General features: G+C 46.3%; 19 protein-coding genes. 7 read left to right on the top strand and 12 right to left on the bottom strand.

What is annotated here, in order from left to right; translation table 11 throughout:
• The first annotated feature begins 55 nt into the window (after positions 1–55).
• The gene (locus FFM77_RS11670; protein WP_137635939.1) at positions 56–364 is read left to right on the top strand and encodes a DMT family transporter; all 309 of its coding nucleotides are present in this window, start codon (positions 56–58) and stop codon (positions 362–364) included.
• A gap of 15 nt (positions 365–379) precedes the next feature.
• Positions 380–763: a DMT family transporter gene (locus FFM77_RS11665; RefSeq protein WP_137635938.1), complete on the top strand. Its 384-nt coding sequence runs from the start codon at positions 380–382 to the stop codon at positions 761–763.
• 320 nt (positions 764–1083) lie between these two features.
• Here FFM77_RS11665 and FFM77_RS11655 read toward each other — a convergent pair whose 3' ends face one another.
• Together FFM77_RS11655 and FFM77_RS11650 are read right to left on the bottom strand one after the other, a co-directional pair.
• Complete coding sequence (locus FFM77_RS11655; protein WP_171001620.1) at positions 1084–1299, bottom strand: transcription elongation factor GreAB; 216 nt, start codon at positions 1297–1299, stop codon at positions 1084–1086.
• 514 nt (positions 1300–1813) lie between these two features.
• Positions 1814–2941 carry a vitamin B12 independent methionine synthase gene (locus FFM77_RS11650; RefSeq protein WP_137635936.1) on the bottom strand — a complete coding sequence of 376 codons (1128 nt, stop codon included), beginning with the start codon at positions 2939–2941 and terminating at the stop codon, positions 1814–1816.
• A gap of 818 nt (positions 2942–3759) precedes the next feature.
• On the opposite strand from FFM77_RS11650, the gene FFM77_RS11645 reads away from it, so the two are divergent.
• On the top strand, positions 3760–4791 hold the full coding sequence (locus FFM77_RS11645) for an AI-2E family transporter (protein WP_137635935.1): 1032 nt from the start codon (positions 3760–3762) through the stop codon (positions 4789–4791).
• A 47-nt stretch (positions 4792–4838) separates the two neighbouring features.
• Here FFM77_RS11645 and FFM77_RS11640 read toward each other — a convergent pair whose 3' ends face one another.
• Positions 4839–6866, bottom strand: a complete 2028-nt coding sequence (locus FFM77_RS11640) for a KUP/HAK/KT family potassium transporter (protein ID WP_137635934.1) — start codon at positions 6864–6866, stop codon at positions 4839–4841.
• Positions 6867–7091: 225 nt separating this feature from the next.
• Between FFM77_RS11640 and FFM77_RS11635 the strand changes: the two genes are divergently transcribed.
• Positions 7092–7664, top strand: a complete 573-nt coding sequence (locus FFM77_RS11635; RefSeq protein WP_171001619.1) for a PepSY domain-containing protein — start codon at positions 7092–7094, stop codon at positions 7662–7664.
• A gap of 240 nt (positions 7665–7904) precedes the next feature.
• Here the strand turns inward: FFM77_RS11635 and FFM77_RS11630 are convergent, their stop codons facing one another.
• Positions 7905–9353 (bottom strand): branched-chain amino acid transporter BcaP, encoded by a 1449-nt coding sequence (locus FFM77_RS11630; RefSeq protein WP_137635932.1) that lies wholly within the window; start codon positions 9351–9353, stop codon positions 7905–7907.
• A 634-nt stretch (positions 9354–9987) separates the two neighbouring features.
• Positions 9988–10140, bottom strand: a complete 153-nt coding sequence (locus tag FFM77_RS14035) for a hypothetical protein (protein ID WP_171001063.1) — start codon at positions 10138–10140, stop codon at positions 9988–9990.
• Between the two features lie 131 nt (positions 10141–10271).
• Here FFM77_RS14035 and cls point away from each other — a divergent pair, with 131 nt between their 5' ends.
• The gene (gene cls, locus FFM77_RS11625; RefSeq protein WP_171001618.1) at positions 10272–11717 is read left to right on the top strand and encodes a cardiolipin synthase; all 1446 of its coding nucleotides are present in this window, start codon (positions 10272–10274) and stop codon (positions 11715–11717) included.
• A 416-nt stretch (positions 11718–12133) separates the two neighbouring features.
• On the opposite strand, the gene FFM77_RS11620 is transcribed toward cls, so the two are convergent.
• The 3 genes from FFM77_RS11620 to FFM77_RS11610 form a co-directional block, all read right to left on the bottom strand.
• Positions 12134–12919, bottom strand: a complete 786-nt coding sequence (locus FFM77_RS11620; protein ID WP_137635930.1) for a tyrosine-protein phosphatase — start codon at positions 12917–12919, stop codon at positions 12134–12136.
• A gap of 178 nt (positions 12920–13097) precedes the next feature.
• Positions 13098–14069, bottom strand: coding sequence for a GMP reductase (locus FFM77_RS11615; protein ID WP_171001617.1), 972 nt, complete (start codon positions 14067–14069; stop codon positions 13098–13100).
• Between the two features lie 18 nt (positions 14070–14087).
• Positions 14088–15377 (bottom strand): adenylosuccinate synthase, encoded by a 1290-nt coding sequence (locus tag FFM77_RS11610; RefSeq protein ID WP_137635928.1) that lies wholly within the window; start codon positions 15375–15377, stop codon positions 14088–14090.
• Positions 15378–15695: 318 nt separating this feature from the next.
• On the opposite strand from FFM77_RS11610, the gene purB reads away from it, so the two are divergent.
• Both purB and FFM77_RS11600 read left to right on the top strand, forming a co-directional pair.
• Positions 15696–16994 carry an adenylosuccinate lyase gene (gene purB / locus FFM77_RS11605; protein ID WP_137635927.1) on the top strand — a complete coding sequence of 433 codons (1299 nt, stop codon included), beginning with the start codon at positions 15696–15698 and terminating at the stop codon, positions 16992–16994.
• A 366-nt stretch (positions 16995–17360) separates the two neighbouring features.
• Positions 17361–18494: a glycerate kinase gene (locus FFM77_RS11600; protein WP_223876831.1), complete on the top strand. Its 1134-nt coding sequence runs from the start codon at positions 17361–17363 to the stop codon at positions 18492–18494.
• A 59-nt stretch (positions 18495–18553) separates the two neighbouring features.
• Here the strand turns inward: FFM77_RS11600 and FFM77_RS11595 are convergent, their stop codons facing one another.
• The 4 genes from FFM77_RS11595 to FFM77_RS11580 all read right to left on the bottom strand — a co-directional run bounded on the left by FFM77_RS11595 (position 18554) and on the right by FFM77_RS11580 (position 23715).
• On the bottom strand, positions 18554–19492 hold the full coding sequence (locus FFM77_RS11595) for an alpha/beta hydrolase (protein ID WP_137635926.1): 939 nt from the start codon (positions 19490–19492) through the stop codon (positions 18554–18556).
• 772 nt (positions 19493–20264) lie between these two features.
• Positions 20265–20957: a zinc metallopeptidase gene (locus FFM77_RS11590; RefSeq protein ID WP_137635925.1), complete on the bottom strand. Its 693-nt coding sequence runs from the start codon at positions 20955–20957 to the stop codon at positions 20265–20267.
• Between the two features lie 125 nt (positions 20958–21082).
• Positions 21083–22264 carry a metal-dependent hydrolase family protein gene (locus FFM77_RS11585; RefSeq protein ID WP_137635924.1) on the bottom strand — a complete coding sequence of 394 codons (1182 nt, stop codon included), beginning with the start codon at positions 22262–22264 and terminating at the stop codon, positions 21083–21085.
• Between the two features lie 563 nt (positions 22265–22827).
• Entirely contained in the window at positions 22828–23715 is an 888-nt protein-coding gene (locus FFM77_RS11580) for a LysR family transcriptional regulator (protein ID WP_137635923.1), read from the bottom strand.
• Positions 23716–23737: the final 22 nt, after the last annotated feature.

Below are 23737 nucleotides of genomic sequence, written 5' to 3'. Positions count from 1 at the left end.
TAGAAAAACTTCCGTAGAATGGGAGAACAGCGAAAATTTTAGCGAGGTGATAAATATGGCATACGTATTATTGTTTGGCGGTATTTTAATGGAAGTCGTGGGCAGCTTTTTCTTGAAGAAAGCGAACGGATTTCGGAATTTGGTACCGACGATAATGGTGTTGTTGGGGTATTTTAGTTCTTTGGTCTTGGTGACGCTCGCCATGCAAAAGTTACCATTAGGGGTGACGTATGCCATGTGGGCAGGTCTTGGCACGTTTGCTACGGTGATCTTAGCCGTCGTCGTGTACCGGGAACGGCTTAGTCTCAGTCGAATCAGTGGCTTATTGGCCATTGTGATTGGCGCGATTTTATTAAATAGCTAAAAGGGGGTCTGTGTCATGCGGGCATGGGTACAGTTAATAGTAGCAATTGGTGTGGAAATTTTAGGGACTAGTTTGTTGAAACTTTCAGATGGGTTTAACCATCAATGGATCGGCATCGCGGGGATGTTATTATACGGCTTAGCTGTTTTTAGTTTTTCCTTAGCGTTGCGTCAGTTACCACTCAGCGTCGGTTATGCGATCTGGGCAGGGGTTGGCACGGCCATTACTGGCTTGATCGGTGTCTGGGCGTTCGGTGAAGTCTTGACCGGAGCCAAAATTGTTGGGTTTGCGGCGATCATTATTGGCGTTATCTTACTCAACCGGCCCATTAAGGCGAGCAGTTCGCAGCCGGTTAAACCGTGGCGGCAACGACTACGGTCACGGACCACGCGTAATTAATTGACTATACAAACAAGGTATCTCAGCTGAAAAAGTTGTGTGAGATACCTTGTTTTTTGTTTAGATCTATTTGTCTGATACGTGTGGTCAAATGACCTTGATTGACCTAAAACGGAAAATCAAAGTTGTCGTAAACAATTTGTGCGGCTCGATAAAAGTCTTCGTCACGCATAGTCTCAATGAAGTCGATTTGACGATTTGCATTGGGCGATGCATCAAATGAGTAGATTTGTGCAGCGATAATTTGGCCCTGAATCTGGGAAGTATTATCTAAGGTCAGGTAACCCAGATGAGATCTTTTTGCTTAGGTGTATATACCATTATTCTACTTCGCTCCAATTAACGTCAGACCATTCTTCAGTTATAGATTTTGAGCCTTTAGTTGGGGTGTATGGATTTTCCATTCTTGGAACCAAAGTGAAAGATTCTCCGTCTGTGGCAGGGATTAGCAGCCAACGTTGGACTTTTTTGAAACGTTTGTCTTTCGGTAAACTCAATGCTGAAGTGTTACTGCGACTTACTATCTTTACTTCCATCAGGGTGAGTCTCCTTTCGTTTAACTTAGTATAAGACGCCTTTAGCAGTTAAACTATTTTGTGACCCATAATCCAGTTCAATTATAAAATGACTGTTGTAATGATTGATGACTCTTTTTGTCGGCAAGTCAGTATTATTTTAGGTGTATGGGCGATGGTCACGGGCCATACATAATTAATTGAATATACTTGGTGCTAGTTAAAATTACCGCCAATTGTCGCCTGCCGGTTGATTTGTGGTCGACAATAAATAGTCATTAATTCACGTTAATTAACGCCGGGCGGGTCAGAATTGGCTCAGTGGTGTCGTTTATCTTGGTCGGTGATTTTCCGACTTAGATAAAGCCCGGCTTGGAAGACCGCACTTTGGCTTCCAAACGCGGCCACCACGTTCCAGCCGATTCTGGGCCAACCAGAGTGGCAATTTAATTCTACTAGTACCAAGCGTAATTGAGTGTAAAAATAAAACAAGGCTCTCGAATCGATTAACAGATTCGAGAGCCTTTTGGGTTCATTAAGCTTCTGGCCAGACTTTATTAGCAGTATCAATGACCAGTTGTAGCTTGGCCCATTGATTGGCTTCAGTCAACTGGTTGCCTTCTTCAGTCGAAGCAAAACCGCATTGTGTGGATAAGGCCAGGTTAGCTAGTGGCACCTTCGTCGCGGCTTCGTGAATACGGGCAATCAGGTGGTCACTGGCTTCAAGTTCTGGGAACTTAGACGTGACTAAGCCTAAGACAATTCGTTTGTGAGCGTCACCGTTCCAGATCCGATCTAAGACGTCAAAGCCACCCGCACGTTGGTTGTCATATTCCAAGAATAGCCCGTCATAATGCAGTTGCCCTAAATAATCAGCGACAACATCATAGCTACCAGAGAAGAGGTATGTCGACTTAAAGTTTCCGCGGCAAATATGCGTGGTTACAGTCAGGTCACTAGGGAGGTCAGCTAACAACGTGTTGATTACAGTCACAGCGTCTTGGGCGACTTGCAAGTAATGGTCGTGATCGGCGGCGGATAACTGATCGTCATTGAGCTTACTGATTAAGAAGGCCCAAGTGGTGTCATCGAGTTGAATATAGCGGCAGCCGAGGTCATAGAAATGTAAAATCGTTTCGTGATAAGCTGTCGCTAAGTCGTCCAGATATGCGTCCCAACTGTCATAGAATTGATGCCAGTTGTCACTGCGGTTGTCCCGGAAGAGCATTGATGGTGACGGAATCGTTTGTTTGGCTAAGACGCCATCGGGAACGATTGATTGTAAGTAACTAAAAGCTTTGAAGAAGGGATGGTCTGGGTTAAACGCGACTTTGCCGACCAATTCGGCATTATCAGTCCGGGTATGGTCGCCTTTGAATTTATAACTCTGATGATAGTCATATTTACCAACGCCGGTTAGGCCCCATAAGAAGTCGAGATGCCACCAGCTCCGTGAAAATTCACCATCGGTCACGGCATGTAAGCCGAGCTTAACCTGTTCGTCAACAATGCGTTTGATCTCAGTTTGTTGGACCCGTAAGGCTGCTTCAGCGGTAATATCACCCGCAGCTAGTTGGGCATGGGCTTGTTTTAAAGCGGTCGGTCGGAGTAAACTGCCGACGACATCGTAGCGAAATGGTGCGGTTAAAGTTGATTCTGTCATAATTGAACACCTCATAATTTTTTTAGTTAAGAACGAAAAAAACGCCGTCCTTGATTGATCGTTAAATCAATCAGGACGACGTTTGGCCGTGGTACCACCTGAGTTTCAAGCTGGGTGCTTGCTCATAAGGACGGTGACAGGTGTCACGATCCCTAACTGCGGTAACGGGCAGTTGCGGCGACGCTAGTTTGTGGGGATCACTCACCAACGTGAACTTAATCCAAGACCATCTTCAATCAGCGTGGCGACATTGTTCCACCAACCCAATGCTCGCTTAACACCACTACTGATCTACTCATCTTTTAATCGTTCTTTAATGTTGAAACCATTTTACCGGTTCAAATCTTGAAAGTCAAGTTTTGCTTAAGGAAGTGGCTGACCCCACGTTTTGCAGGGGGCAATGCTATAATGACAAGTAATGTTGCTACGCTTGGTGCTAGTTAAACTTGCCGCCTGCCGGTTTGTTCCTAAAACGCTGGAACGCCATGGGCCATTTTGAAGTCAACGACACGGCTGAGCATTTTAGGAACCAACCGCTCGGCTAAATGACCGAACTGAAAATAATCAATCGTTAGTTTTTTAATACCTGTTAGTTAACGACGGGCGGGCCAGAATTGGCTCAGTGGTGTCGTTTATCTTAGTCGGTGATTTTCCGACTTAGATAAAGCCCGGCTTTCGAGACCGCACTATGGCTCGAAAACGTGGCCACCACGTTCCAGCCGATTCTGGACCAACCAGAGTGGCAATTTAAGCCCACTAGAACCAAGCGTTATTAGTCGTATATATATTAGAAGTAAGAAGATTTGGGGGACCTGTTAATGGATCGAATCATTCGTTTTTTGAAGCGTGACGATGTGGATATGTATCTCACGCTAGCGTTTTTAATCGTGCTCATTTACTTAATGCGTGGCTTTGCGACGGTCATCTTACTGACGGTGATCTTTGCCTTTTTAGCGGTGAAAGTTAGTCGTTGGTTGAACGTGAAGACCCATCTGCCATATTGGATTGCGGCGATTGTGGTTTACGTGGTCGTCATTGGGGTGTTGATTGGGGCTTTATCCTATGCCGCGCCAACGTTAATCACGCAGTTAAAAGTGATTCCGGATATGCTGACAAAAGCGGTCACCAATCATCCGGTCTGGAATAAAAATATTGATAAGTGGGTCGATCAAGCGATTCATAGTAGCGAGTTGATTCAAAATGGAAAGACCTTGTTAGTGACTGGGATTAAAGAGGCCGGTCATATTGGAACTGGCTTTACGCACGTCTTGATGGCAATTTTCTTAAGCTTCATCTTCACGTTAACGCGTGGCCGGATGATGAGCTTTGGTCGCCAGTTCTTAACGTCGCGGTTCAGTAAGTTCTTCCACAATGTCTACTATTTAGGTCGGAAGTTTGTTCTAATCTTAGGCAAAATTATCGAAACCCAATTGATTATTTGTACCATTAATACCATCTTAATGACGATTGGTTTTGCCATTATCGGCATGCCGAGTATTATGGTGTTGGCAATTATCGTCTTCATCTTAGGCTTAGTGCCGGTAGCAGGGGTCTTGTTATCGATGATTCCATTGACCTTGCTGGCCTTTGCGTCTGGTGGTTTAGTCCGTGTTGCCGAGATTATCGTCTTGGTCATTATTATCCATGCGTTTGAATCTTACTTTTTACATCCCCGACTCATGGCCGACCGAACTGATTTACCGGTCTTTGCCACATTTATCACGCTGATTATTATGGAAAGCTTGTTAGGTGCTTGGGGCTTGATCGTTGGGATTCCAATTGTTGCGTTCTTCTTAGATGTTCTTGGGGTGCAGGATTCTGAACATCCGAAACGAATGACATCGAAATAACAAAAAACTCACTTGGATTATTGTGTAAGGTCGAGTGAGTTTTTTTGTTATTTCGGTGGTTGCATCTGATGCCGGACCGCTCGATTGGTCAAGGTCGCATCGGTCGCTGGATTCGTGAATAATGGAATCGTTTCTTCCAAGACATCACTAAATTCCAAGCCGTACCAACTGGCCGATGATGGCGTGATGTTTTGCAGTAGGACCCGCCCACCGATTAAGATCCGGTCGAGCTGGCGCATGGTCGGATAACTGCTGAGATCCATAATCTGCTGATTCTGCACAACGAACTTGAAGTCGCCCACATTGCGGTTAGTCTGGGTGCCGTAGTGCGGGTGCTGTGGATCGATGATGTGGTTGGCAATCAAGTAAGTCACGATTTCGCGTAAATAGATTGTGACGTGTTGCGACTTCTTGAAGCCGAGGTTCAATTGAACTTCGACGATGTTGCGAGTGCCTAGCATATCTACGGTGTAGTTGCAGTCGTAGGGTTGGTTAGTCTCGTTAATCGTGATAAACCAGTAAACCCGGGCCCGCTTCGGTCGTTTATCTAGAATCGAATACGGAATGGCACGTTTAACGTGATAATTCGCGTCGACTTTGGCGAGATAGACCAAGTTAGTGGCGAATAACGGCAAGCGGTCATCGTGGCTAAGTTGGGTGAGTTGCTGGCGATAGTCGAGTAGGCTGACTTGTTCTTGGTCGCGGTTGTAGCACAGGCGCCGTTTGTTCCCGAAATACCAGATGACCATGATAGCGAAGATTAGTAGCGTCAGGCCTAGCGTTAAGTAACCGCCATGGATGAACTTGGTCAGACTGGCCACCAAGAAGACTGTTTCAAGACTACCGAACCCGGCTAGTAGGCCGAGTGCCGCATAGCGATGACCGCGTAACTGGACGAATTGAGTCAGTAAAATCGTGGTCATCAGCATGGTAATCGTAATCGCCAATCCATAGGCAGCTTCCATATGAGCGGAGGTCTGGAAGAGCCAGACGATGGCCAAAGTGACGCCACACAATAACCAATTGATCGCGCCAATATAGATCTGACTGCGAATCTGGCTAGGATGTTTAATAATCATGCGCGGTAGAAACTTCAAGCCAATCGCCTCATCGACCAAGGTATATGAGCCGGTAATCAAAGCTTGCGAGGCGATAATGGCGGCTAAAGTAGCGAGGATAATGGCGGCAACGCGTAAGTTAGCCGGAATCATCTCATAAAAAGGATTAAGGTTTACCGCATTACGATAGCCGGCTTGCTGATAATGTTGGATGATCCAAGCACCTTGACCCAAGTAGTTTAAGATGAGCATGCCGTAGACGAATGGCCAGGTAGCATCGATATTGGCTTTACCGACATGGCCCATATCAGAGTACAAGGCTTCGGCCCCGGTCGTCGCGAGAAAGACGCTACCAAGGATGAAGATGCCCATCTTATTCGTTGGACTGACGAGCACTTTGAGTGCATAAAAGGGCGAGAACGCTTTTAAAATAACTGGTGCGGTGCCAATGTTGGCTAGTCCAACGACACCAATAGCGGTAAACCACAACAGCATTAACGGACCAAATGACCGCCCAATCAGTGCGGTGCCTAGGCCTTGAATCATGAATAGCGCAAGTAAGATGACGGTGACTGTTAATGGTACCAGTAAGGGATGCTGACTGAAGCTGGCGGTTCCGGGTAAGCCGCGTAAGCCTTCGACGGCGGAAGTCACAGTAACGGCGGGAGTTAAGGTACCATCAGCCAATAAAGCGGCGCCGCCAATTAGCGCGACAAAAATCAGCCATTTAGCCCGTTGTCGGACTAACGCGTACAGCGCAAAAATGCCGCCTTCGTGGTGGTTATCTGCCCGTAATGCAATCAGCACGTACTTAATCGTTGTAATTAGCATTAGTGTCCAAAAAATCAAGGACACACAGCCGATAACGTAATCCGGGGTCGCTGACTTTAAGCGACCCGCATCATTAATGATCGCGTTCATCACATATAGTGGCGAAGTTCCAATATCGCCGTAAACAACACCAAGCGTGATTAACATCCCGAATAATGACCGTGACTGTAGCTTCTGTTGTCGCATGTGTGCCCGCCCCCTAGTGGTCATCTTGATTGGTGCCTATTAGGATACGCGCTTTTGGCGGTGATAGTGGCAGGAAAGTCGATAAATTAATTATTTTATGCTAATTTATAACCGACTTTTGTTAGCTCACTGACCGGACCAGTCAAAGTGGCGTTTTAACGCGGTTGTTGCTAAAATAAAAAGTGCTAATGTAATCGCATTCAAGGGAGGAATGGAGGAATAATGATGAAAAAGTTAAGTTGTCTAATATTGGTGGCCTTAGTCTTGGCAGGCTGTAGCGCCCAGCCGGCTAACCATGACGCCACTAGCAGTCAAGATAAGCATAGTCAGGTGACAACTAAGCAAGTGTCACCGTCAACGATTAAGGTTAGCGTGAAGCAGGCGGTGGCCAAGTATCATGATCAATTTGGGGCCAAAGCTACTGTCAGTGAACTCTCACTTGAACGTGAGAATGGCCAGTATCAATATGAAGTCAGCGGTTTGGATCAGCGCCATGAATATGAATTAACCCTCAATGCACAAACGGGGCACGTTATTCGGCATGAACAAGAACAACTAGAAGCTGATGGCGATGACCGTACCCAAACAGCGATTGACGTCACACGATTAAAGCCACTTGCTACTATTTCAAAAGCAGCAGAAAAGCGGGTTGGTGGCGGAACGGCCGTTGAATGGTCAATGGATCATGAAAATGGCACGGTGCTTTGGGAAGTGAAGGTGAAGCACGGTCGTCAGGTGAGTGAGGTTCAGGTTGACACGTATACTGGGAAGGTTGTGCGCGTGGCCGATGATGATTAAGGGCTGAAGAGGGAATTTGCCCACTTTTCGGTGATAAAGCAGGATTGTAACATTCTTAAAATTATTGTTACATGTTGATGTTACAATTAAAAATAATATGTTACAATCCAAGCCAATAACAGCGGCAACTGATTCAGCAATTGTTGTCATGACCGTAAGAAGAGCAGTTATCAAATGAATGTACACAACAAAAGACTGCTAACCTAGTCATCCACCTAAGTCAGCAGTCTTTAATTTATCCTATTTAATCTCTTTTTCTTCCGGTTCGTCGGCTTTAGCCAATTGCACTGGGCTTAACTTGGAGTGCTTGATTGAGTAGGTGAAGTAAACGACCATCCCAATCGCTAACCAAATCACGAAACGTAGCCAAGTGACAGGTTTCAAGTTGATCAGTAGGAAGATACAGCTGATCATCGACATAATGGGAACGAATGGTACCCAAGGGGTCTTGAATGGCCGGCGCAAGTTCGGTTGGGTCTTGCGGAGCCGCATGACAGAGAAAGAAACGAGTAAGAAGGCGGTCAAGGTCCCGATATTAACCAATTCGGCTAAGTCAGCCAATGGAATGAAGCCACCGATGACGGCAGCAACGACACCGAATAACATCGTTGACGCAACCGGCGCGCCTGTCCGTTTACTGATTCGGCTGAAGAGTGGTGAGAGTAAGCCGTCGCGTGACATTGAGAAGGAAATCCGCGTTTGCCCATATAAGCAGACCAACATGACGGTGGTCATCCCTAAGATGGCACCTAAGTCAACGATTCCAGCTAACCAGTTTTGGCCGGAATAGATGAGAACGGCTGAGATTGGATGGTCGATGTATTTAGCGAACATCCGGAAAGGCACCACGCCGGTCATGATTGCGGAAACGGCCACGTATAAGACCGTACAGATACCGAGTGAAAGTAACATTGACTTCGGCAAGGTCTTGGAAGGTTCCAGCGTTTCTTCAACACTGGATGAGATCGCATCGAAGCCGATGAACGCGAAGAACACGCTGGAAGCAGCCCCGAAGACGCCTTTCATCCCGAATGGCAATAATGGTGACCAGTTAGCAGGTTTGATGAAGCGGACCGCCGTGAAGATGAAGAGTAAGACGACGGCTAACTTGATAACAACCATGATGTTGTTGACCCGCTTGGTTTCTTTGACGCCTAAGGATAACAGCGCGGTAATCAAGATGATAATGGCAAAGGCCGGTAAGTTGAAGTACGAAGTAACGCCCGGAACAGAACCCGGAGCGGCGGTCAAGATAGTCGGTAAGTGTAAGCCGAAGCCGGCTAAAAATGATTGAAAATAACCTGACCAACCAGCGGAGACTGTCGAGACGGCGAATAAATATTCCAACATCAAATCCCAGCCGATAATGAACGCGACGATTTCACCTAATGTCGTGTAGGAGTACGTGTAGGCTGACCCACTTTCGGGCACCATCGCTGCAAATTCGGCGTAGCATAAGGACGCGAACAAGCAGGCAATCGCGGCAATCACGAAGGAAATCATCAAGCCGGGTCCAGCGGTTAGCGCCCCAGTCCCGGTTAACACGAAGATCCCAGTCCCGATGATGGCCCCAATCCCTAACATCGTGAGATCAAATGTTTTGAGTTCCTTTTTCAGCGGACTATGGTAATTGGCTAACATGGCCCCAATATCTTTTTTACGAAGCAAATGCGTATGCGTAAGATCCATGAAAATCGCCCCATTTCGATTTGATGGGTTCTATTCTAATCGGTTTTTAATAAAATGAACTAGTTATTTTGACTGAATTATAAATTTTTGTTAGCCATTTTAGCTGATATAGCTAAAAATATCCGAATAATTGGTGAATTGACTATTTTGATCGTTCAGTTTAACGTTTCCTGACTAAAGCTGGTTAACCGCTCTCAAGAGGCTTGAATAAGGGTTAGGAGGAAGGATTAAAAGCGGGAATGGTTGTAAAGTTAATTTTATTGGGATTTTGATATTTTGAGAATAAATTGAATGATAATCGCTAAAAGAGAAAGTGGCAGAGAAATTTTTTAACTCATTGACCATGTGTGTTAGCTATTATGACATTATCCTTCAATCGCTTGGTCAAGTTTACGATGAAATTTGGACTGTCTGGTTAATTAACGCCGGGCGGGTCAGAATTGGCTCAGTGGTGTCGTTTGACTAAGCTGGTGGTTTTTACAGCTTAGTCAAAGTCCGGTTTTTGAGACCGTTCTGTGGCTCAAAAACGCGGCCGCCATGTTCCAGCCGATTCTGGACCAACCAGGGTGACAAAGTGCTACTAAATTAATAAGCGACCCGACTGGTTAATAAACCAGATCGAGCCGCTAAAAGGTTATTTCTGTTGCCGTCGATAATGGCGGTAAGCAATGTACAGTAAAATAATAATGAGCAGAATCCCAATGGCACCCCGCGAGCCGGCGACCCGTTCGGTTAGATGAAACATCCGAATAGGTCCCAGTCCATGAATTCCTAGCATAGCTAACATCGACAAAACCTCCATGTCGAAAGTATTACCGTTTTTCGCGAAAAAAGCAATGATTCCAATCGCAAAAGGTTATTATCCAATGACAATCTGCGTTAAAATGAAATTATCAATAAAATAGGTGGGTGCCTCAATTGCAATATATTTTGCCAATTTTAAACATCATCGTCGTGATTAACGCGATCGCCGCGGTCATTACGGTGTTCCGGGATCGGCGCGATATTGCGGCGACTTGGGCGTGGTTATTGGTGTTAGTGATGATTCCGGTGGCCGGATTTATTGCCTACGCCTTTCTTGGCCGGAAGCTGCCCAAGAACCGGTTATTTCGTTTAAAGAAAGAAACTCAGATTCGCTTGGAAGAAGCGATTCAGCGTCAACGTGACGAATTAGGTTCGGAACTCTTACCTGCCGATGCGGTGACGAGTTCGGTGCGTGGCATGGTCAGCCTATTCTTGAACTCAGACGGTGCCTTACTGAGTCGGAAGAATCGGGTCAAGATTTATACTGATGGTCATGCGAAGTTCCACGCGATGTTTCAAGATATTGAAGCGGCTAAGAAGCATATTCATATTGAATATTACACGTTCTATAACGATCGCATTGGGAACGAATTGTTACATCTGTTAGAACGCAAAGCCGCGCAAGGGGTCGATGTGCGCGTCTTGTATGATCCGTGGGGGTCAATGGGAACTTTCCGTAGTTTCTTCAAGCATTTAGAAGAACTTGGCGGTCATGCGCGGCCGTTCTTAGGTGCCCATTCCGCCGTACTCGACTTTCGATTGAACTTCCGTGATCACCGTAAGATTGTGGTCGTTGATGGTCGGGTTGGCTATGTCGGTGGCTTCAATGTGGGTGACCAATATTTGGGTCGTGATAAAAAGTTCGGTTATTGGCGTGATACCCATTTGCGAATCGTGGGTTCCGGGGTTTTCGAACTTCAGGAACGGTTTATTCGTGATTGGAATGCGACCGATGCCGATCATCGAATCGAACCGAACAATCAGATGTTTCCAGTCATTAAAGTCAAGGGGAACACGTCACTACAGATTGTTTCCAGTGGTCCTGACAGCGATGCCCAACAGATTAAGTTAGGCTATATCAAGATGATTACCACAGCGCAACAGCGACTTTGGATTCAATCCCCCTATTTGATCCCGGATGATTCCGTATTAGATGCGATTCGAATTGCGGCTATGTCGGGTGTCGATGTCCGGATTATGGTGCCAGATAAACCGGACCATGCCTTTGTCTATCGTGCCACGCAATATTATGCGCGGGAGTTGGCGGAGGCCGGAGTCAAGATTTATTATTACAACAATGGCTTTATTCATGCAAAGACGATGGTTATCGATGGCCAGATTGCATCGGTAGGGTCGGCGAATATGGATTTCCGTAGCTTCAAGCTAAACTTTGAAGTTAATGCGTTCTTGTATGATACCGACTTGGCACAAGAACTAGAAACGATTTTCTTAGCGGATCAAGCGAAGAGTAGCTTAATTACTGTGCAAGATTTTAAGCAACAATCATTCTGGTTGAAGTTTAAACAAACATTTTCCCGGTTGTTATCACCAATCTTGTAACTTAAAAAGCGTTGGACTTAGTTAAATTAACTAAATCCAACGCTTTTTTAACATGGTGAAGTTTAAAACTCTAAATCAATTATAAGTACTGTTAGATGAGGCGTCTTAATACTTGGATTGCCACACTCTGGTTGGCCCGGAATCGGCTGGAATGTGGTGGCCACGTTTTCGAGCCACAAATCGGTCTCGAAAGCCGGGCTTTATCTAAGTCGAAACCCACGACTAAGGTAAACGACATCACTGAGCCAATTCTGGTCCGCCTGCCGCTAATTAAAGGATATTGATAAATTAACGTTAATTTATTGCAGTCAGGATTTTAGCTGAGCCGTTGGTTTCTAAAATGCTCAGCCGTGTCGTTGGCGTTTCAGTATTTTAGAAACCAATCGGTAGGCAGCCAGTTAAACAACTTTCAATCGCTAATCGTCTAAGTAAAGACGCCGCAAGTCATTAATATCGGCTTGACTAAGTCCTAAGACTTCCCGTAAGTAGCCAATACCACCACCATAGAGATCATCGAAAACAGCAAAAATCATCTTTAAGTTATCAGCTTCAACGTTCAAAGCCGAATTGAAGCGACTAGCTAAGTCACCATTGTTCGCTTCAGTAATGATCGTGTCATTGTCGACTTGATCAGCCGCCATAAAGACAGCATTGGTCAATAAATAATCCTGAATAATCGTTTCCCGCGGTACATCTAGCGCCGTCATAATCAAAGTACCCGCAACGCCAGTCCGGTCTTTACCAGCTGCACAATGGAAGAGCACTGATTGATTCGGCTGGTCATTAGCGAGCAGTGTAGTGAAGAGCTGTTGCCAGACTTTGACCGGATGACTGTCGGTAATCATCCGGGCGTAGACTTGGGTACCGAAAGAATCCGGCGCCACTAACCGTTTAAAGAGTCGTTTGAGACGTCGGTCAATCCGCCGATTATCAGCGAACGGGTACACAGAGGTATTGATATAGGTTGTGTGCTTTGGATAACGGTCCGGCGACATTTGGGTCTCACTGGTCTGCCGTAGATCAATATCGTAGCGTAACCCGTAGTTATCTAAGTAGGCGAGATCATTGGCTGACAGCAGCGACATGCCCCCACAACGTAAGAGTTTTTGCCATTTGATTGTTTGGCCGCCAGTAGTGGCGTAACCGCCGAGTTCGCGGAAATTAATCCCATGTTCTAAACGTAAAACACGATTATGTTCCATCTTGATTACCTCGATTAGTAGTCGCCCTGGCAGGTGCCAAGACATCGTTACCTTAAGTATAACTGGTTTGACCAATAAGCGTCAGGGAAAAGGGGTTAAGGATTTACTAAAATCTCGGACGTGTTGTATTCCAGACTAACAAAAAAAGAGCTTGGCCTTAGCCAAACTCGCGCGGTGATTAATCACCATTATAGATTGAATTTTTAACGACCACATAATCACACTTCGTAATCGCTTTGAGATCACGACCACCGGCGTATGAGATTGAGGACTGGAGATCTTCTTGCATTTCGTTCAAGGTATCAGCTAAGTGGCCCCGATATGGGACGAGCATCTGCTTACCTTCAACGTTTTTATGTTCACCTTTTTGGGTCTCACTGGCGGAACCGTAATATTGCTTATATGTTTTGCCATCGATCTTGAGAATATTCCCAGGTGATTCTTGATGACCAGCCAACATAGATCCAATCATAACCATCGTGGCGCCGAAGCGAATCGACTTGGCGATATCGCCATTGGTCCGCACACCGCCATCCGCGATGATGGGTTTACGGGCAGCTTTGGCACACCAACGGACAGCAGCTAATTGCCAGCCGCCAGTCCCAAAGCCAGTCTTGACCTTGGTGATACAAGCTTTCCCAGGACCAACACCAACTTTAGTGGCATCGGCACCAGCGTTTTCTAAGTCCCGCACGGCTGCGGGAGTCGCAACGTTACCGGCAATTACAAAGCTATCTGGTAAGGCCACTTTAATGTGCTTGATCATCTCAATCACACTATCGGCGTGACCGTGGGCGATATCAATCGTGATGTACTCGGGTACGAGGTTATCGTCGGCTAAAGCGTCAATAAAGTCATGTTCACTGGGCTTAACACCGACTGAGATCGATGCAAATAGCTGGTTAGCGTGCATCGTTTCGATAAAGTGCCGCCGTTGCTCCGGTTCAAAGCGATGCATGATATAGAAGTAGCCATTCCCAGCCAACCACTTGGCGAGGTCATCATTAATGACGGTCGCCATGTTAGCAGGAACGACCGGAATCTTGAAGCTACGGCCGCCAAGGTCAACGGTCGTGTCCGCTTCTGAACGGCTATTAATGACACATTTGTTTGGAATGAGTTGAATATCTTCGTAATCAAAAATCTCCATGTCAATCGCTCCCTTAAGCTAGTCCCAGATGTTTTGGTCGATCACGTTAGTTTGGTCGCGGTCAGGACCAACGGAGAAGGTCGCCACTTTAACGCCAACGAGGTCTTCAATCCGCTTCAAGTAGTTACGGGCATTTTCAGGTAATTCGGCTAAGGTCTTCACGCCGGTAATATCTTCATCCCACCCAGGTAATTCGTCGTAGATTGGTTTGCAAGCTTCGAGTTCTTTTAAGCTAGCAGGGTAATGATAGATCGTTTCGCCGTTTAAGTCGTAAGCCGTACAGATCTTGATGGTCTTTAAGCCGGTCAAAACATCTAAACAGTTCAAGCTTAAATGTGTTAATCCTGAAACCCGCTTAGCATGGCGGAGAACGACACTATCGAACCAACCGATTCGACGGGGGCGTTTCGTCACGGTCCCGTATTCATGGGCCGTTTCACGAATGAAATCACCCGTTTCGTCGAATAATTCAGTTGGGAATGGACCGTCACCAACGCGTGAGGTATACGCTTTTAAGACCCCGACACAGTTGTCAATCTTTGATGGGCCAACGCCGCTCCCAATCGTCACGCCCCCAGCAACGGGGTTAGAAGAGGTAACGTAAGGATAAGTCCCTTGGTCGATATCGAGCATGACGCCTTGCGCGCCTTCGAATAAGACGCGTTTGCCATTGTCTAAAGCGTCATTGATAACGACAGAAGTGTCGGTCACGAATGGCTTGAGTTCTTGACCATAATTATAGTAAGTTTCAAAAATATCATCGAAATTAAGGGGTTCTAAACCGTATAGTTTGGTGATGATTTGGTTCTTTTCTTCAAGGTTACGTTTTAAGAGGGTGGCAAAGGTGTCTTTTTCCAAAAGATCAGCAACCCGAATCCCGATTCGTTCGGCTTTATCCATGTAAGCCGGGCCAATCCCTTTGTTAGTCGTCCCAATCTTATCGCCAGCTTTGGCTTTTTCTTGGGCGCCATCTAAGGTGATGTGGTAAGGCAAGATAATGTGAGCGCGGTTGGAGATGCGTAAGTTATCCGGATTAACCCCGTTGTCACGGAGGTATTGGAGTTCTTCAACTAACGACTTCGGATTTAAAACGACACCGTTCCCGATGATACTGGTCTTATCGTGGAAGAAAATCCCTGAAGGAATCAGCCGTAATTTGAAAGTTTTACCATTAAATACGATGGTGTGGCCGGCATTATCGCCGCCTTGGTAACGTGATACCACATCTGCTTCCTGACTTAAAAAGTCCGTGATCTTTCCTTTACCTTCATCGCCCCATTGGCTCCCTACTACTACGACTGATGCCATAATTTTCCACCTCATTAAATTATTTTAATATATGAATGTTTAACAGCAATTGGTGGCCAAACGTTCACCAACCCAACAGCAAGAAGTATAGCAATTTTAATGGCCGAGTGCAACCTTAAATACGAATGTTCTTAATTTACTAGTTAATAAACGTTCATGTTTATTCGCAATTAACCGTGATATAAGGATTTTAATATGAAAAGTAATGAAAATTAACTAGCTATTTCCAATAACCGTTCCTATGATTTACGAAGCGGGTATGCTATAATAATGTTCGTGTTTTGTTAGTAAATGAGGCTATAGAAATGAGGATTAGCAATGATTGATCGTTATACGCGTCCAGAGATGGGCAAAGTGTGGTCCCTTGAAAATCAGTACCAAGCTTGGTTAGCTGTTGAAATTGCCGCCGATGAGGCCTGGGCTGAATTAGGCAAGATCCCCGCGGCAGATGTCGCTAAGATTCGTAAAAATGCTAAGTTCGATGTGGATCGGATTGCGGAGATTGAGGCCGTGACCCATCATGATGTCGTGGCCTTTACGCGCGATGTGTCCGAATCACTCGGTGATGAACGTAAATGGGTGCATTATGGCTTGACCAGTACTGATGTCGTTGATACGGCGCAAGGGTACCGGTTAAAGCAGGCCAATGCTATCATTCGTCAAGATTTACAAGACTTACGCGCAACGTTGGCGTCGCAAGCTAAGAAGTACAAGTACACCGTTGAGATGGGCCGGACCCATGGTGTGCATGCCGAACCAACGACCTTTGGCTTAAAGCTGGCTCGTTGGTATTCCGAAATCAACCGTGATATTGAGCGCTTTGAACATGCCGCTGCTGGCGTGGAAGCGGGCAAGATTAGCGGGGCAGTCGGGACGTTTGCTAACATTCCACCATTTGTTGAACAATTCGTGTGTGATCAATTAGGCATTCGGGCTCAAGAAATCTCGACGCAAGTCTTACCACGGGATTTACATGCCGAATACATCGCCACTTTAGCGTTAATCGCGACGAGTGTTGAAGTCTTCGCCACTGAAATTCGGGGTCTTCAAAAGTCAGAAACCCACGAAGTTGAAGAATTCTTCAATAAAGGTCAAAAAGGCTCATCAGCCATGCCGCATAAGCGGAATCCAATTGGTTCTGAAAATGTGACCGGGTTAGCTCGCGTGATTCGTGGCCATATGATGACAGCCTATGAAGATGTTCCACTTTGGCATGAACGCGATATTTCGCATTCGTCTGCGGAACGGATTATCTTACCTGATACCACGATTTTAACGGATTACATTTTAACTCGGATTAATAAGATTATCGGGACGTTGACCGTTTTCCCAGAACGGATGAAGGAAAACATGGGTGATACTTATGGTTTAATCTACAGTCAACGGGTGATGTTGAAGTTGATCGATACCGGTATGTCACGTGAAGGGGCCTATGATTTAGTCCAACCATTGACGGCGAAGTCTTGGGATGAACACTTACAATTCAAGCCATTGGTGGAAGCCAATGCTGAGATTCGGCAGCATTTGGACCAAGCAGCAATTGATGATGCGTTTGATTATCATTATCATTTACGCCATGTGGACGATATCTTTAAGCGTTTGGGTTTGGATGATTAAAAACTAATCTATTTGGTGTTAGTTAGATTGGACTTGCCACTCTGGTTGGTCCAGAATTGGCTGGAACGTGGTGGCCACGTTTTCGAGCCATGGTACGGTCTCGAAAGCCGGGCTTTCACTAAATCGAGAAAATCACTCGCTTAAGTGAAACGACACCACTGAGCCAATTCTGGCCCGCCCGTCGTTAATTGTTGGGGTTTTAGAGACTAACCGGCAGGAAAAAGTCAACTGACATTAAAGTTAAACTAATATCAATGATGAGCGACCTAGCTGCGGCTGGGTCGCTTTTTTTCGGCAGCAATGAGCATTTCGGCGTATGATTGATAATGGAACGCTGGTAGTAATGATAGTGAATAGGAAAAGGGAATGGTGAGTTCAGTGCGAGCCTTAATAGCAATTGATTCATTTAAAAACTCAATGACGAGTATTCAAGCTAATCAAATCGTGGCGGATCAACTAAAAGCGCAAGGAATTAGTGCCGATCAAATCGCGATTGCGGATGGCGGTGAAGGGACGGTCGCTGCTTTTTTAGCGAACCAAGCAGGTGGCGAGTTAGTTTCGGTTGCAACGGTTGATATTGCCCAGCGCCCGATTACGGCTAGTTACGGGTACTTTGCTGAACAACGATTGGCCGTGATTGAAGTGGCAGCGGCTTCCGGCATTCAGTTCGTTACCGATCAACTGACGCCTAGTCAGACCAATACATACGGCACCGGTCTGTTGATTAAAGATGCCATACAACGCGGGGCCAAGCAGATTGTGATTGGTTTAGGTGGCAGTGGGACGGTCGATGGCGGTGCGGGAATTTTACGAGCACTAGGCTATCGATTCTTTGATGCTGATGACCACGAATTGATGATGGTTGGCGCTGACTTAGGAAACGTAGCTCGTGTTGAGACCGCTCAAGTCTTACCGGCGTTGACAGCGGTTCAGTTCGTCAATGCCTCAGATGTAACCAATCCATTAACGGGTGAACAGGGGGCGGCGGCGATTTTTGGTCCGCAAAAAGGGTTACCCAAGGCCGATATTGAAGCTTACGATGTGGCGATGCAACACTTCATGCAAGTGTCGACCGGCCAAGTCAGTGATCACCTTGGCGATGGTGCGGCTGGTGGAATTGGGTTTGCATTGCGGCAGTTTCTAGGTGCACAAGTTCAATCTGGATTTAAACTGGTGGCTAAGCTCAGTGGGTTAGCTGAACGAATTCAAGCCGTTGACTGGGTGATTTCTGGTGAAGGGCAAGTTGATGATCAGAGCTTTATGGGCAAGGTGCCGATTCAAATCAGTGAATTGGCTCAAGCTGCCGATAAGCCATGTTACTTATTAGTCGGTAATCAACAAGGGGCGAATCAAGCCTTTGCGGAGCATGGCGTCACGGCGGTCTTGCCGATTGTGGACCATGTGTCGACTTTGGATGAAGCGATGACCCAAGGACCGGCTAACTTGGCGAAGATGGCGGATCGATTGGCGCGCATTGTGACTGCGGCCAGCCGTCACTAAACTGAATTCAAAATAAATAGGTGGTGAAAACTTTTACAGTTTTCACCACCTATTTAGGTTTAGTCATCTAGATAACGATTCAAAAAGGCACTCACATGCTTTTCATAAGCCGCGGGGCCAATCCAAAAGCTTTCCGCGTGCGTGGCATTCGGTACTTGCCACATCATCTTAGGCGCGGTCGTTGCACGGTAGTTTTTCTTCAACATCCAACTTGGGACGTAGACATCTTTTTCACCATGAATGAAGAAGATTGGTAACTTATTATGGCGTAACTGTTCGACTGAACTGACATCGCTTAAGAAATAGCCCATGCGGTGGCGGTTGATAAAGCTAACAATTGGCACAAATGGGTATTTTGGTAAATGAAATTGCCGTTTTAACAAGTAGGCTAGTTCTTCTTCAATACTGGTGTAGCCACAGTCAGCGATGATGGCTTTCACTTGGGATGGCAATTCTTCGCCACTCATCATCTCAACAGTAGCCCCACCCATGCTGACACCGAAGAGCACGATTTCGGCTGACTTGCCGACCGTCTTAATGACTTGATCGACCCAACCGAGGTAATCGCGCCGGTCTTGCCAGCCAAAACTGATATATTTGCCGGCACTTTTACCATGACCACGATCATCTGGCAACAAGACGTTATAGCCCATGTTATGGAACATATAGGCATAATTCGCCATCGTTTCGCCGTCGCCTTTATAGCCGTGCGAAATAATAACTGTTTTGCGACTATTGGCCTTAGCCGGGACGTATTGCGCAACAAGACGGTTTTCAGCATCGTCAAGATTCAATTGCCACTTTTGAATTGGTTGGCGATACAACCAGTTGACGTAAGCCCAATAAGCATCCGCGTACTTTTGCTTGTCGGCTGAGGTTTCGGGGACATAATCGACCCGTTTGAAAGCAAAGTTATATAACTTTTCACTAGCTAACAATGTGGCGGTAAATAACGTTAGGGGCGTCGCTAACGCCGCGACCCAACTACGCTTCTTCATATAATCACTCCTTATTAAGCTTCCTCGATTATCATACGCTTGCCGGTTTTAGAATTGCAAGTTTTCTGAAAGTAAAAATAAAAACCATCGCTGTTAAGCGACGGCAAAAGGAGTAGTTCTTTTCGTCAGGTTGGAGTGCCCAACGAAACTAATTTTTCATTAACTTTGGAGGAGTAAATGAAAAAGATTATGGTAGTTGAGTGACAAGTTCAACTGCCATGTTCCTAGTATAACGACTTGGGGGGTAAAAGTTAAAGGGATATGTGCTAAGTTATGGAAATTGTAAAGTTTTCGTTTAAACTGTGGGTGGCTTTTGAGGGGATTGGCTGAAATATGATCACTCAGACTGCTAGTTCCGCTTGCAATGCTCGTCACCGACCTACTTTGCGTTTTCTTCAAACTTGCTGAAACGTGTTCACTCAGACTGCTAGTTCCGCTTGCTACGCCACGCCAACTACTCGGAAACCCACCGAGTAATTGGCATGACTAAGCAATGCTCGCTAGCAACCCGTCTTCGTTCACACTCTACAAAAAAACCACCGTACGGGGATACGGTGGAAAAAGGAGTAGGGTAGTCAGGTGATGGGGAGTCACCTGACGTTATTAATTTCATTACTTTGGAGGAGTAAATGAAAAATTTTAGGTTGTAGATAGTAACAATGAGCTTTACCTCAATTGCTATGATGCTATCATACCGAGTGCCTGTGAAGAATATGTGAACGAACTGGTGCAATGTCGTGAAAAAATCCCTAAGCATTTGTTAAGCTAACTTTTAATCGGTGTCGCGGTTGCCGCCGAATAAGAGCACCAGCCGCAAGAGTTGTAGGAAAGTCGATAGCGCCGCGGCAACATAAGTTAGCGCCGCTGCGACTAAAACTTTGCGAACCATCGGGACTTCGGTTGGCGTTAGGACTTGGCCGTTTGACAAGATTTTTAAAGCACGCCGGGACGCATTGAATTCTACGGGTAAGGTGACTAATTGAAAAAGTAATGCTAATGAGAATAAGAAGATCCCGATATGGATTAACGTTGTGTTGTAACTCAACAAGACCCCGACGATGATTATTGGTAATGATAATGTTGACCCGAGATTGGCGGCGGGAACTAAGGCCGTTCGTAAGCGCATCGGCCAGTAATTGACGTGATCTTGAACCGCGTGTCCACATTCGTGCGCCGCGACACCAATTGCGGCAACTGAGGTTGAGTTGGCGGTAGATTCAGACAAGCTGAGTACCTTAGTCTGGCCATTATAATTATCAGTTAAGTCGCCACTGATGGCTTGGACGCCGACATCTTGAATACCAGATTGCGATAAGATAAAGCGGGCCGCATCGCTCCCGGTCTGGTTGCTTTGGCTACGGTAACTATCATAATGATGGAACGTGCGGTTAACGTAGCTGGAAGCGGCCATCGAGATGATTAAGCCGATAATAACGAGAAAGTAAGTTGGGTCAAAAAAGAACAAAGTGGGTTCCCCCTTCAAGTTTTAATTATTAAGGGGTATTCTAGCAAATTTTGCTGCGTTTGCCTACTGAATAGTGGCTATTAAAAAAGATTGGACGCTAGCCCAACCTTTTTTGATGCCTTAGTTTAATACACTTGGACGCCTGATTTATAGACGGCCTTGTCTAATTGTTGGACAGCCTTGACGTCCGCTAACGGATCGCGGTCTAACACTAAGAAGTCCGCAATTTTATTTTCAACCAACGTTCCATAATCATCGGCGATGTTTAATAATGCCGCCGAATTTTGATTGGTCTGTAAGGCGGCAAAGTTCGGCGCACCATTCCGGACCATTAATTCGAATTCAACTGGCGTCATTGAGAAGTCATTGTAGGGCGTACCGGCATCGGTCCCCAACGTGATTTTTACGCCGCGTTGACGGGCATGTTCGATGTTGACGCAAATATCGCCCCAGGCATCGGCGGATTTTTTGACTTCCCAGTCAGGTAACTTACCCGGGCCAAATTCAGGAATCGTCCAAGCGGCGACTAGGGTGGGTGTCAAGTAAGTGCCTTGATCGAGCATCATGTCGATCTCGTCATCGGTGACGTAACAGCCGTGTTCGATCGAATCAACGCCGGCTTTGATGGCGTTATAGATGCCGGGGTTGCCTTCCGCATGGGCGGCGACAATATTACCCTTGTGATGGGCTTCGGCGACCGCGACTGACATTTCTTCAATGGTCAATTGCGGATCATCCATAAAGTCACCGGGGGTCATGACGCCACCGGTTGCCATGAGTTTGACGGCTTTGACGCCATCACGTAAGGCTGTTCGCACGGCTTTACGCATTTCGTCGGGTGAATCGACTAGTTTGCCGAAGTTTGGCAAGTCGCCATGCCCACCCGTCATTGAAAATGGTTGGCCAGACGGTAAAATGTTGGGAATCTTGGTTAATTTACCAGTTGCGCGTAGTTTCTCAAGTGTGACGTCGATGTTAAATGTACAGCCGCATTCGCGAATATAAGTGACACCGGATTTTAAGAGCTCATGCAAGTTTTGAACGGCGCGGACGGTCGCGGTGACTTCATCGACGCCAGTGTCGCCACTGCCGACTTTGGGGTCCATCGTGATATGCGTGTGAGCATTGATCAACCCGGGCATGACGTATTTGCCATTGAGATCAACAACGTGGTCACTACTTGGCGCAGTCCCGGTCCCCATCGCGGTAATCCGACCAGCATCATTAACCGTGAACCAACTATTAGCTTGAATGGCGTCATGGGCGCCGTCGAATAACTGGCAATTCTTGAATGTAGTTTTAGACATATGATTTTCCCCCATCTTTAAAGTAGTGCCAGCTTACGATAGGTTGCTTAGCTTGGTCAACGAAATGCCGGTGTGATGGGGACTTTGTTAGGTGAGCTAATGGGTTGGATTGGGGTGCGGACTTACTAAACGGGTGGAATCTTTTTGGTGAATGGGAAAATTTAAGGCTGTTAAGGCCTTAGTAGTGCTAGTGACAGCGACTTTTTCTGTGAATTTGTCGAAACGTGTTCGGCAAAGCTAGCGACTGCGCTTGCTACGCCATGCCAACCATCCGGAAAGTCACCGGATAATTGCCATAGCTAGGCAATGCTCATCGTCACCCCGCTTTACCTCACACTCTATAAAAAACCACCATCCGGGGAAGAATGGTGGAAAAAGGGGTAAAACTTTAAAGTTAGGGTATATCACACACAATTCATTACTTGGGGGTGTAAATGAATTTAAAAGTTAGGGTGTCGTTCGGGAACGGGGAATTCCTTAATTGACTATGCCTAAAGTATAGCCGTGGCCTGTGAACAAACTGTGACGGCTTTCGGCTAAAGCTATGATTTTGAATCGACGAATTATCCTTGGGTTGGAATTTTTTTGAGCAGACTAATGCAATGGACTTGCCGAGCCGTTGGTAAGAAGGACTTGCGGACGACGAGTTGCATGTAGCAGTTAATTGCTTCACTGGACTTTAATGGCACGGCCACAACGTCTTGGCTCAGCGAAACCGAGCCGGCGATCACAAAGCCGATGCCGAGATTACGGGCGACTAATTTTTCAACTAATTGATTCGAATGAGCCTCGTAGATAATATTTGGCTGCAGTTGTCGCTGTTGGCAGTACTGTTCCAGCGCAGTGCGCGGCAACGAGTGCGGTAAGCGCGCGATGATTGGGACTTGCTGTAAATCGGTTGCTTGGATCATCGATTGCTGGCTGAGCGGGTGATGTCGATTAACCAACACGCAAAGTGGGTGGGTCGTTAACTGAAAGACCTGCAAGTCCGCTGATTGCATCGGCTGTAAAGTCGACAAGATGGCAGCGTCTAACTTATGGCGATGAAGCTGGTCGAACAAAGGCTCCGACATCGCGACGGTCGTGGTAATGGCTGGCAGTAACTGGTGATGCGCAAAGGTTTCAATCACTTTAGGCAACCAAATACTAGCGGCGTTATGTGAAAAGCCTAGTCGAACCTTTTGATCATCGGCGTGCCGGACATCCAAAGTAACTTGAGCGAATTCTTGAATGAGCTTGCGCGCGCGAATATATAGGACTTGACCGGCAGCGGTCGTGACTAAGCGGGCGCGATGATTGGGCTGGCTTAAGAGCTGCGTCCCGTATTGGGTTTCTAACCGTTTCAAAGCAGCCGAAATGGCGGGCTGGGTCACTTGAAAGTGTTTGGCCGTTGCTGTGTAGTTGCCACTCTCGACTAAGTGACAATAGTATTTTAAATCGCGCTCATTCATCAAAAAAACCTCCCCTAAACTA

The sequence above is a fragment of the Lactiplantibacillus songbeiensis genome, from assembly GCF_005405125.1.
Lineage (GTDB): Bacteria > Bacillota > Bacilli > Lactobacillales > Lactobacillaceae > Lactiplantibacillus > Lactiplantibacillus songbeiensis.
Note: the sequence above shows the minus strand (reverse complement) of the source record. Positions and strands in the feature narration are given on the sequence as shown.

Excerpts from the sequence above, each read along its gene's own strand:
- FFM77_RS11650 (WP_137635936.1), bottom strand. The coding sequence starts at position 2,941 with ATGACAGAATCAACTTTAACCGCACCATTTCGCTACGATGTCGTCGGC.
- FFM77_RS11655 (WP_171001620.1), bottom strand. The coding sequence starts at position 1,299 with ATGGAAGTAAAGATAGTAAGTCGCAGTAACACTTCAGCATTGAGTTTA.
- FFM77_RS11610 (WP_137635928.1), bottom strand. The coding sequence starts at position 15,377 with ATGGCATCAGTCGTAGTAGTAGGGAGCCAATGGGGCGATGAAGGTAAA.
- FFM77_RS11620 (WP_137635930.1), bottom strand. The coding sequence starts at position 12,919 with ATGGAACATAATCGTGTTTTACGTTTAGAACATGGGATTAATTTCCGC.
- FFM77_RS11615 (WP_171001617.1), bottom strand. The coding sequence starts at position 14,069 with ATGGAGATTTTTGATTACGAAGATATTCAACTCATTCCAAACAAATGT.
- FFM77_RS11630 (WP_137635932.1), bottom strand. The coding sequence starts at position 9,353 with ATGGATCTTACGCATACGCATTTGCTTCGTAAAAAAGATATTGGGGCC.
- FFM77_RS11600 (WP_223876831.1), top strand. The coding sequence starts at position 17,361 with ATGGTGAGTTCAGTGCGAGCCTTAATAGCAATTGATTCATTTAAAAAC.
- FFM77_RS11640 (WP_137635934.1), bottom strand. The coding sequence starts at position 6,866 with ATGCGACAACAGAAGCTACAGTCACGGTCATTATTCGGGATGTTAATC.
- FFM77_RS11670 (WP_137635939.1), top strand. The coding sequence starts at position 56 with ATGGCATACGTATTATTGTTTGGCGGTATTTTAATGGAAGTCGTGGGC.
- purB (WP_137635927.1), top strand. The coding sequence starts at position 15,696 with ATGATTGATCGTTATACGCGTCCAGAGATGGGCAAAGTGTGGTCCCTT.
- FFM77_RS11595 (WP_137635926.1), bottom strand. The coding sequence starts at position 19,492 with ATGAAGAAGCGTAGTTGGGTCGCGGCGTTAGCGACGCCCCTAACGTTA.
- FFM77_RS11635 (WP_171001619.1), top strand. The coding sequence starts at position 7,092 with ATGAAAAAGTTAAGTTGTCTAATATTGGTGGCCTTAGTCTTGGCAGGC.
- FFM77_RS11580 (WP_137635923.1), bottom strand. The coding sequence starts at position 23,715 with ATGAATGAGCGCGATTTAAAATACTATTGTCACTTAGTCGAGAGTGGC.
- FFM77_RS11665 (WP_137635938.1), top strand. The coding sequence starts at position 380 with ATGCGGGCATGGGTACAGTTAATAGTAGCAATTGGTGTGGAAATTTTA.
- FFM77_RS11585 (WP_137635924.1), bottom strand. The coding sequence starts at position 22,264 with ATGTCTAAAACTACATTCAAGAATTGCCAGTTATTCGACGGCGCCCAT.
- FFM77_RS11645 (WP_137635935.1), top strand. The coding sequence starts at position 3,760 with ATGGATCGAATCATTCGTTTTTTGAAGCGTGACGATGTGGATATGTAT.
- FFM77_RS14035 (WP_171001063.1), bottom strand. The coding sequence starts at position 10,140 with ATGTTAGCTATGCTAGGAATTCATGGACTGGGACCTATTCGGATGTTT.